This is a genomic window from Mucilaginibacter sp. UR6-11, assembly GCF_020880695.1.
GTDB lineage: Bacteria > Bacteroidota > Bacteroidia > Sphingobacteriales > Sphingobacteriaceae > Mucilaginibacter.
This window is the reverse complement of the sequence record NZ_JAJIWO010000003.1, coordinates 164,413-173,471: the sequence shown is the minus strand read 5'-3', so window position 1 is coordinate 173,471 and position 9,059 is coordinate 164,413. Positions and strand designations below refer to the sequence as shown.

At 41.6% G+C, this 9,059-nt stretch carries 7 protein-coding genes; 5 read left to right on the top strand and 2 right to left on the bottom strand.

The features are described from left to right. Window positions 1-2: 2 nt before the first annotated feature. Both LJ658_RS09690 and LJ658_RS09685 read right to left on the bottom strand, forming a co-directional pair. Window positions 3-1,838 (bottom strand): hypothetical protein, encoded by a 1,836-nt coding sequence (locus LJ658_RS09690; protein ID WP_230546298.1) that lies wholly within the window; start codon window positions 1,836-1,838, stop codon window positions 3-5. After that, a complete protein-coding gene (locus LJ658_RS09685) occupies window positions 1,839-3,692 on the bottom strand; it encodes a hypothetical protein (RefSeq protein ID WP_230546297.1) in 1,854 nt (617 codons plus the stop codon). Between the two features lie 170 nt (window positions 3,693-3,862). Between LJ658_RS09685 and miaB the strand changes: the two genes are divergently transcribed. The 5 genes from miaB to secG are packed head-to-tail and all read left to right on the top strand — an operon-like array spanning window position 3,863 to window position 9,018. Beyond that, complete coding sequence (gene miaB, locus LJ658_RS09680; protein ID WP_230546296.1) at window positions 3,863-5,284, top strand: tRNA (N6-isopentenyl adenosine(37)-C2)-methylthiotransferase MiaB; 1,422 nt, start codon at window positions 3,863-3,865, stop codon at window positions 5,282-5,284. Between the two features lie 42 nt (window positions 5,285-5,326). After that, window positions 5,327-6,556, top strand: coding sequence for a sigma-54-dependent Fis family transcriptional regulator (locus LJ658_RS09675; protein WP_230546295.1), 1,230 nt, complete (start codon window positions 5,327-5,329; stop codon window positions 6,554-6,556). A gap of 5 nt (window positions 6,557-6,561) precedes the next feature. Then, the gene (locus tag LJ658_RS09670) at window positions 6,562-7,074 is read left to right on the top strand and encodes an LptE family protein (protein ID WP_230546294.1); all 513 of its coding nucleotides are present in this window, start codon (window positions 6,562-6,564) and stop codon (window positions 7,072-7,074) included. 21 nt (window positions 7,075-7,095) lie between these two features. Beyond that, the gene (locus LJ658_RS09665) at window positions 7,096-8,670 is read left to right on the top strand and encodes a hypothetical protein (protein WP_230546293.1); all 1,575 of its coding nucleotides are present in this window, start codon (window positions 7,096-7,098) and stop codon (window positions 8,668-8,670) included. A 9-nt stretch (window positions 8,671-8,679) separates the two neighbouring features. Further along, window positions 8,680-9,018: a preprotein translocase subunit SecG gene (secG, locus tag LJ658_RS09660; RefSeq protein WP_230546292.1), complete on the top strand. Its 339-nt coding sequence runs from the start codon at window positions 8,680-8,682 to the stop codon at window positions 9,016-9,018. Window positions 9,019-9,059 lie beyond the last annotated feature (41 nt).

Sequence of the window (9,059 nt, the reverse complement as noted above, 5' to 3'; positions counted from 1 at the left end):
AGTTAACGCTTATTCAACTCCGCGTACTTCCGGGCTTCTTTTTGCTCTTTTTTCAATTTTCGGTTTAGCTTACGCTCGGCACGTTTTTGTATACGCCTGGCTTTTTTTAGCAGATGGTTCTTTTTATTAAGCTCGCCTTTTGCCATGCGGGCGGCAGTAGCTTTCCGGGTTTTTTCATCATAGCCAACAGCAGGTTTAATACCCAGCAGCAAGGTTTGCCAGATGGTTTTAAAGAAAGGCGAGTTAACCGGCCTGTTATAATTTACATTAAATGAGCGCGGAATTTCGCCTGCCTGATCCGGATTGTTATGCTTCAGAATAAACACGTTGGCAAACATAGACGCTACCAGCTTGTTATTAAGCGAGGCATTTACTGAATCAGCTTTTAAGATATTTACTTTAAGATCATTGTATAAAATGATAACTTTCCCTTTTGAGGCGTTCCTGTTTGCCTCAAAGTCAAAATCAAATTGCTTTAATGTACCTGATGTTATTTTAACCAAAGCCAGGGGCATGGTAGCAGGGTTTATAACCCCCATGTCCATAGGGCCCAGCTGTCCTTTGTAAGAGTATGCGGCATCGCCGGCTGTAAGATTGAATGTAAAATAAGTATCAAGTTTGCCGCTGTCCATAAAATGACTGGTAATATGCGCTTTGGCAATATTGTTTTTTTGAAGCGCGGACTTGTTGGTAGTAATGTTTAATAGCTCGCCATGAGTATTGTTAAATGTGATAGTGCCGCTTTGCCCGGATTTTTTATTGTGCTCGCCATAGCTGATATCTATTTTACGCGCCAGGATGGTATCTATTTTGATATCGGTACCGATGAGGCCTAAAGCTACATGCGGAAAACTTTTTATACGGTCTTTATTGTTGGTATGCGGATTGGGATTGCCAAATATATCAAGGCTCCCATGGCTAAATATCAGGCTTGATGCCGAAACAGAATGGTATTTATTGTAGGTTAAAAAATCAAATTTATTGAGCTGGATAGAGTCCAGCTTTATAGTATAACGGCCCTGATCTGTTTTGCTAAAGAAACCGGGTGTAGGGATAAGCGAGAAACCAAATATATTGATTTGTGCGGTATGCGTTGAAAATTTAAGCCGGTTTACCGTATAGGTGTAAAGTCCGTTTGGTAACGTGCCTTTGTAATTATTCAGGTCGGCCACTATGTCTTTGCAGTAAAGCGTACGTGAAGTATCGGTTTGGGTTAAGGAGTCGATCAGCAGTTCATTTGCCTGTATATTCATTTCCCTGAGCTCTGATACCGCTAAAGTTTTGCCCGAGTAGTCATCATATTTTAGTTTAACATCATTTAAAAAAATATCACCAACGTGTATATATTTTAATGACCTGGATATCTTTTGCCATAACGTTCGATTGTCTTTATTAACCGTGTCCTTCAGATGATTAAGCTGGTGACTCATCTTAACGTCGGGCGAGGTAAGTGTTATCCGGTCGATATCCAGAATATGATCAAAATATAGCTTTAACGGATGAATATGCGACAATACTAACCGTTTAACATGCAGGGTTGTTAAATTATTAGGCGCGAGGTGTTGTGCTTTACGGCGGTTATAAACCGCACTGTCAACCTTTAGATCAATGTTGTAGATAATGATGCGGCCTTCCAGTATATGCAGTTCGGCAGCCGAAAAATCAACCGTATACAAACTATCTGTGCCGTTTAATACAGCGCTTTTAACTTTGGCCGACAAAATAGGCGACCAATACAAGTTAACAAAAAAAGCGACGATAAAGAGTAAAGCCAGAAAGATGCCTGTAGTAATAAGCGTTATTTTTTGCCATTTATGCTTCAGGAAATTTGACGCCATTTACTGCTTTTTAAGATTTGCTATTGAGTCCTTTTTTGCCTGTCGCCTTGCCTGGCGTTCCAGTTTGCGTTCTTTACGGTCGGATTTAAATTTATTAAATTTATCAACCAGGGTAGTTACTTTGGTTACCACCTTGTTAACGGTACCTTCGGTTTTTTTGGTAAAACCAACACTTGGTTTTAATCCATCTAATAATCCTTTATACAAAAAGCTAAAGAATGATACTGTAGGTTCGCGTTTTAAATTAATCGGCCCCGCCCTAAAATTACCCTTGCTGTCTGGATTATCATTATCAATAATTAACGAATTGGCTATTTTTGATATCAGGCCCTGTGTTTGTAATTTTGCCTGGCCATCTACCTTTTTAAGCAGCTCAACATTTAGATTTTTATAATAAAATTCTAAATGCCCTTTGCCGGCATAGTTGCTGGCGTTTACATTAAAGTTTAACCGTTCAATATCAGCACTTTTTACGTGTACCAGCGCTAAAGGTTTTACCAGTTTATCCAATATTCGGCCATCAAACCTGCCCAGGGAGCCTGAGTAATTAAAAGCGCCGTCCTTTGCATTCAGGTTAAATTTAAAATTTACCTGTAAGGGTGCAGCATTCATAAAGTGGGTGCTGATGCGCGCTATCATAAACGGGTCCTTTTTTTTAACGTCATCATCATTTGTTACGTTAAAAAAGTGGCCGGTGGTATTGTTAAAGGTAATTACGCCGGTTTGCTGCGTGATAGCATCCAGCTCAGAGTAGATAATGTCGCTATGGGTAAGATTTAATTTGCCCAGCTTCATATCCAGCGCCACCTTCTGTAGCGCCTGCTGCGGATCTTTACCAATTTTTATTGATTTTTTGCCCTTGTAATTACTATTGCTGTAGATCTGTACATTAGCATTGGCTACATCCATGATGCCGGCATAGAGCTTTTGATCGCGCAGAAAACGTTGCAGATCAATATCCGTAATGGCTATCTTTTTAAAGTTAAGCGTAAATATATCACCGGATGTCCCCAGTTTTTTATAAAAATCTGTTCGGTTATAACGGGGAGTAAAACTTACGTTATCCAGTATGATCTCACGTTTGGCGGTTGAGAAGTAAACCTGCCCAAGCCTGGCACTGTATAAGCTGTCGGGTGTTGCAATTTTATAGTCATGCAGCACAAAATCAATCCCTTTGGTATAATAAAAACGGTTGCTGTCCAGGGCCGATAGTGAGTCTATCAACACCCGGGAGATATTAATATCCAGGTGCTTTAATGCCGTTTGCTTGGTTACAGGATTGTTTTTATTGACATAATTTACGCTGATATCTTTTAATGCAATAGAATCAATACGCAACTGCTTAAATATGTTTTTTATCAGCTGGTAAGGCGTTTTGGGTTTACCAACTTTAACAGTATCATTAAAACTGTAGCGTTTGTTTACTATGGTAAGATCAGGCTTGTCGATTGTGATATTATCGATGATCAGGATCTTTTCATTTAAAGCTTTTTTAGCGCCCACATTTTTAATAGTTAGTTTTTTTACGCTTAGCGTAAACAGGTTATCGGGTGCTTTTCTTTCGGCTACCAGTTTTTGGTAAATGGCCGAATCAGGCACCAGCTTAAAGTCAGAAAGCGTGGCGTCGCCTGATGCCAGGTTCAAATCGAAATCAGAATATTCTATATGATACAGACTATCGGATGATTTAAGTATCATTTCTTTTAACCTGGCCTGTAGCAGCGGTTTCCATTTATTGCCCGCAAAATATCTGTTGTAAGCATACCAGCCGGCACCTCCTAACAAAAAAATAATTACCAGTATAACTATAGGCCATTTACGTATTGTATACCTGGTTGTATGGGTTTGTGCCATTAATTGATTGCTTTAAAATTAATTAACAATCATAAACCTGTTTTGTTACCGTGAAATGCGCCTGCAGTAAATACGGCCCTTAAGCGTGATTTTTAAAGTTTCATTATTCTGCCAATCTGTCACCTGTTATTTAAATTTTATGTATTTTTGCAGCTCAAATTTTTATAAAAATGATGGATTTGGTTATTCCGGATAAAGTACATGACGAGAGCAGGCAGGGGGAAGCTTTATTATTAGAACCTGTTGCCGGCAAAAACAATGGGCGCAAACTTTATATTGAAAGTTATGGCTGCGCCATGAATTTTTCTGATAGTGAGATAGTTGCTTCCATTTTGGCAGAAAAAGGATTTGAAACAACCAATGATTATACGAGTGCGGATGTGATTTTTATCAATACCTGTTCTATCCGTGAAAATGCCGAAACCCGGGTGCGCAACCGGCTGAAAGAATTTAAGGTTGCCAAATCTAAAAACCCCGGGATGGTAGTTGGTGTGCTGGGTTGCATGGCCGAGCGGTTAAAAGCCAAATTTTTAGAAGAAGAAAAATTGGTTGATGTAGTGGTTGGCCCTGATGCCTACCGCGACCTGCCAAACCTGATAGACCGGGTTGATAGCGGCCAGAAAGCGGTAAACGTTTTATTGTCACGCGAGGAAACTTATGCGGACATTAGCCCGGTGCGCTTAAACAGCAACGGCATTAATGCGTTTGTATCTATTATGCGCGGTTGCGATAATATGTGCTCTTTTTGCGTGGTGCCTTTTACCCGCGGCCGCGAACGCAGCCGTGATGCCATATCGATAGTAGCCGAATGTACCGACCTGTTCAACAGCGGCTACCGCGAGGTTACTTTGTTGGGACAGAATGTGGATTCATACAAATGGGAAAACGAAGACGGAACCAATAAGGTTAACTTTGCTAATTTGTTAGAGCTGGTTGCCTTAATTAATCCTGATCTGCGCGTGCGTTTTTCAACCTCGCATCCAAAAGATATTACCGACGAGGTTTTACATACCATAGCTAAATACGATAACATTTGTAACTATATCCATTTACCGGTACAGTCAGGCAACAGCCGTGTGCTGGAGTTAATGAACCGTACTTATGACCGCGAATGGTACATCAACCGGATCGATGCTATCCGCCGGATCATCCCGGAGTGTGCCATATCAACGGATATAATCACTGGATTTTGTACGGAAACAGACGAAGAGCATAAAGAAACCGTAAGCATGATGGAATATGTGCAATATGATTTTGCTTATATGTTCATGTATTCAGAGCGCCCCGGTACCTTGGCTGCCAAACGTTATGCGGATGATATCCCCGAAACAGTAAAAGCCGCGAGGTTAACGGAAATTGTCGCCCTGCAGCAAAAATATTCGCTGGTACGTTTACAGGCACAGCTTGGGAAAGTGCAAAAAGTATTAATAGAAGGTTTTTCAAAAAAATCAAAAAACGATTACGCAGGCCGTACCGATCAAAATGCCATGATGGTTTTTCCGGTAGACGAACGATTTAAGCCCGGCCAATATGTGAATGTTATTGCCGAAAGATGTACAACCGCTACATTAATGGGCACAATAGTAGACTAATAAATTACACCTAAATATTCCCCCTTTAGGGGGCTATGGGGCATGGAAATACAAGAAATTAAACAACGCTACGGTATAATTGGCAATTCGCCATTATTGAACCGGGCAATAAATATAGCTTACCAGGTAGCACCCACTGATATTTCTGTTTTAATAACAGGGGAGAGCGGCAGTGGTAAAGAGGTTTTCTCGCACATTATACACCAGATGAGCCCACGTAAACATGGGCCGTTTATAGCAGTTAACTGTGGTGCGATACCTGAAGGTACGATTGATTCTGAATTATTTGGCCACGAAAAGGGTGCTTATACAGGCGCCGTAGGCGAACGTAAAGGATATTTTGAAACGGTAAACGGCGGTACCATCTTCCTTGATGAAATTGCCGAAATGCCGTTGGGTACCCAGGCGCGTTTGCTGCGTGTGTTGGAATCAGGTCAATACATTAAGGTGGGCTCATCCAAAGTTGAGAAAACCAATGTGCGGGTTATTGCAGCCACCAATGTGGATGTTTACGATGCGGTGAAGAACGGCAAATTTCGTGAAGACCTTTATTATCGCTTAAACACAGTGCCATTGCGCATCCCGCCATTGCGCGACAGGAAAGAGGATATTTACCTGCTGTTTAGAAAGTTTACGTCAGATTTTACTGATAAATATCGCACACCACCTATCCAGCTGGATGATGAGGCGCAACAGGTGCTGATCAATTACTCCTGGCCGGGCAACGTGCGTCAGCTAAAAAACATGGCCGAACAGCTGGCTGTCTTAGAGCGGGATCATGTAATTACCGGTCAAACGTTATTGACTTACATCCCGCAGGAAGCAAACGGTAAAAACCTGCCAATGCGCATTGGTAACCAGGCAAAAGAGGATTTTTCTGAACGGGACATATTATACAAAGTACTGTTTGATATGAAGCGTGATATGGTTGAGCTTAAGAAACTGGTGGCTGATATTATTGAGCATGGCGGTGTAACGCCCAGCTTTGCCAATCAATCACAGGCGATAAACCAATTGTACCGGGATATAGAAATGCCGGCCGGTAATACCGACCAACAATTTACCATACAACAACCCGTTAATAACAACGATGGCTACAACATAACGCACGAGGCTGAGGAAGTTGAAGAGTCATTATCGTTAATTGAAAAGGAGTCTGACCTGATACGTAAAGCGCTTAAAAAGCATAAGGGCAAACGTAAGCTGGCTGCAAACGAGCTGGGGATATCAGAAAGAACTCTTTACAGGAAAATAAAAGAATTAAATTTATAGGGTTGATGAAAAGGTTATTGGGTATATATTTGGTATTAGGCGCGTTGATCTCCGTTTCGCCCGGCTGTTACACCTTATCAGGGTCGGTGGTGCCTAAGGCAATGACAACCATACATATTGATTTTTTTGAGAATGATGCACCCATAGTAGTATCAAACTTAAGCCAGATATTTACAGAGGCGTTGAAAGAGCGCATCCGGTCTACCACCAGTATAAGTATTGTTGCCGGCGAGGGTAAGGCTAATATGAGTGGTGCAATAGTGGGTTATTCTTATGCCCCGGTATCTATCCAGGCAAGCGACCCCAATAAGCCGCCAATTGCCAATGCCGAAGTTTTAACCATCACCGTTAAGGTTAAGTTTGTGTATGATGCTGACAAAAAGCTTAATTTTGATCAAACGTTTACCAAGACCGTGAACTTTACCGGCGATATCAACTCGCAGGAACAAAACCTTATAAAGGGAGTTGTTAAACAACTTATAGACGATATTTTCAATAAGGCCTTTAATAATTGGTAAGTATTTTATAGCTTCATCCCCGTGAACGAACAAGTAGATAACGTAGAATACGAATTTTTATGGAAGTTGTTGGCCAATCCGGCCGAGCCTAATCATTCCTATGTCTTTAATTTACAGTCGTTGGTAGCTGATTATCCGCAAAGCGGGGCGTTGCGGGCGTTATTGATGCCTAATGGCGATAAACGTAATTTAAAACACGCCGCAGCTTATTTTAATCCCGGGATATTACATAAACTGGCAACTGATCCTAGCAGCCTGCCTAAAGTAACAGAAGGGCAGATTATTTACAGTAAGTCGTCGCCGGCGGCTACAGCTAATCATTTTAACATTCCTGCTGCCGAACCGTTTGCGCCGCCTGTCCCGCAGGCTGAACCGGCCTACTTCCCGGTAACGGATGATGATGCCGCGGAAAGCACCACTGAGCATGACCAGTCCGTTACACCAACATCAACATATAATACTTTTGCTGAGCAGGCAGAAGAGGAAAATCAACCGGTTACAATGGCCGGTTATAGTAATACTTTCGCAGAAGATGTCTATACAGAATCTACAGAAGCCGATTCTTATAGTGAAGAAACTCCGGCTTATGTCGAAGATCAGGCCGAGCCTTATGCTTATCCCGAAGCAGAAAACGCTGTTGAATTAGCGGATGAAGCAGATCCGTCGGCAGCAGTGTCATTTGTTGATGAAAAAACGTCGGCACCTGTTATCCCTGAAGAAAACGAACTTGGCAAAGCTTATAATAATCATATAGCCGAAAATGAAGCATATCCTGCCGAACCGGTGTCATCTTATGGTGATGAACGGTATTTTCACCAGGAAATTGATGACGAGGTATACGATGAAATTGTAAGTATTGAAGATATAGGGCTGGAACAACTGGCCATCCTCAATAAATCGGCAAGAGAAGAGGCTGAAAATACAGCACCTGTTGCAAACGTAAAAGCTGAAGAAAACTATTTTGTTTTTGAACCGGATACTACCGAAACCGATCAGGAACACACTGCGGTTACAACTCAATCACAACCGGCGCCTGCCGCGGAAATAAGAGCACAAAACCAGGTTCCAAATGACCAGGCTACAAGCGTATCAAGGTATAATGACGAAAAGATGCCCTATACCTTTATGTGGTGGTTAGACAAAACCCGTAAAGAACACGCCAATGTCTATCAGCCATATGTCAGCAAATCAACCCCGGTAGCCAGACCGAAAAAGAAACCGGAACTTGACGAGTTGCAGCAGCAATATTATCAAAACATTGTAAGTACAACTTCAATAACCGACCTCGACAAAAACCCGCCGGTTGCAGCGCAGGCAGCCCATTTGCGTAAAGAGGATAAAATAATTGAACGCTTTATACAGGAAGAGCCGCAAATCAAACATCCAAGCGGCATCAGGCTGGATAATGAGAATAAAGCCAAGCGGAGTTCTGAAGATAAGGAGGACCTGGTAACCGAAACTTTGGCCCGTATTTATACCGAACAAATGCTTTATCATAAAGCAATATTGACGTATAAAAAATTGATGTTGAAATATCCGGAAAAAAGCCTTTACTTTGCAGGCCAAATTGAACAGTTAGAAAGTAAAATAAATTAATATAAAGAAATGTATATAGTATTAGTGATCCTGGTTGTTGTTGTGTGTACGCTTTTAGGGCTTATCGTATTGATTCAAAACCCTAAAGGGGGCGGCTTATCGTCAAATTTCTCAAGCTCATCACAATTAATGGGTGTGCAAAAAACAGGCGATTTTTTAGAAAAAGGTACCTGGGTATTGGCCATTACCTTAATGGTATTAGCGCTTACAATTAACGTGGTAACCAAAGGCGGTACGTCAAAGGTTGATTCGCAATATAATGAGCAGCTTGAAAAATCATTAAGAGCTCCGGTAGCGGCGCCATCCTCACCGGCTACACAACCGTTGCAGATCCCGGCGAAGAAGTAATCCCGGTAAAATATAAAAAAAGGCTTTGGAGGTTAAACCTT

Bases quoted from the DNA above. Each gene is read 5' to 3' on its own strand.
- LJ658_RS09685 (WP_230546297.1), bottom strand. From the start codon at position 3,692: ATGGCACAAACCCATACAACCAGGTATACAATACGTAAATGGCCTATA.
- LJ658_RS09675 (WP_230546295.1), top strand. From the start codon at position 5,327: ATGGAAATACAAGAAATTAAACAACGCTACGGTATAATTGGCAATTCG.
- secG (WP_230546292.1), top strand. From the start codon at position 8,680: ATGTATATAGTATTAGTGATCCTGGTTGTTGTTGTGTGTACGCTTTTA.
- LJ658_RS09670 (WP_230546294.1), top strand. From the start codon at position 6,562: ATGAAAAGGTTATTGGGTATATATTTGGTATTAGGCGCGTTGATCTCC.
- miaB (WP_230546296.1), top strand. From the start codon at position 3,863: ATGATGGATTTGGTTATTCCGGATAAAGTACATGACGAGAGCAGGCAG.
- LJ658_RS09690 (WP_230546298.1), bottom strand. From the start codon at position 1,838: ATGGCGTCAAATTTCCTGAAGCATAAATGGCAAAAAATAACGCTTATT.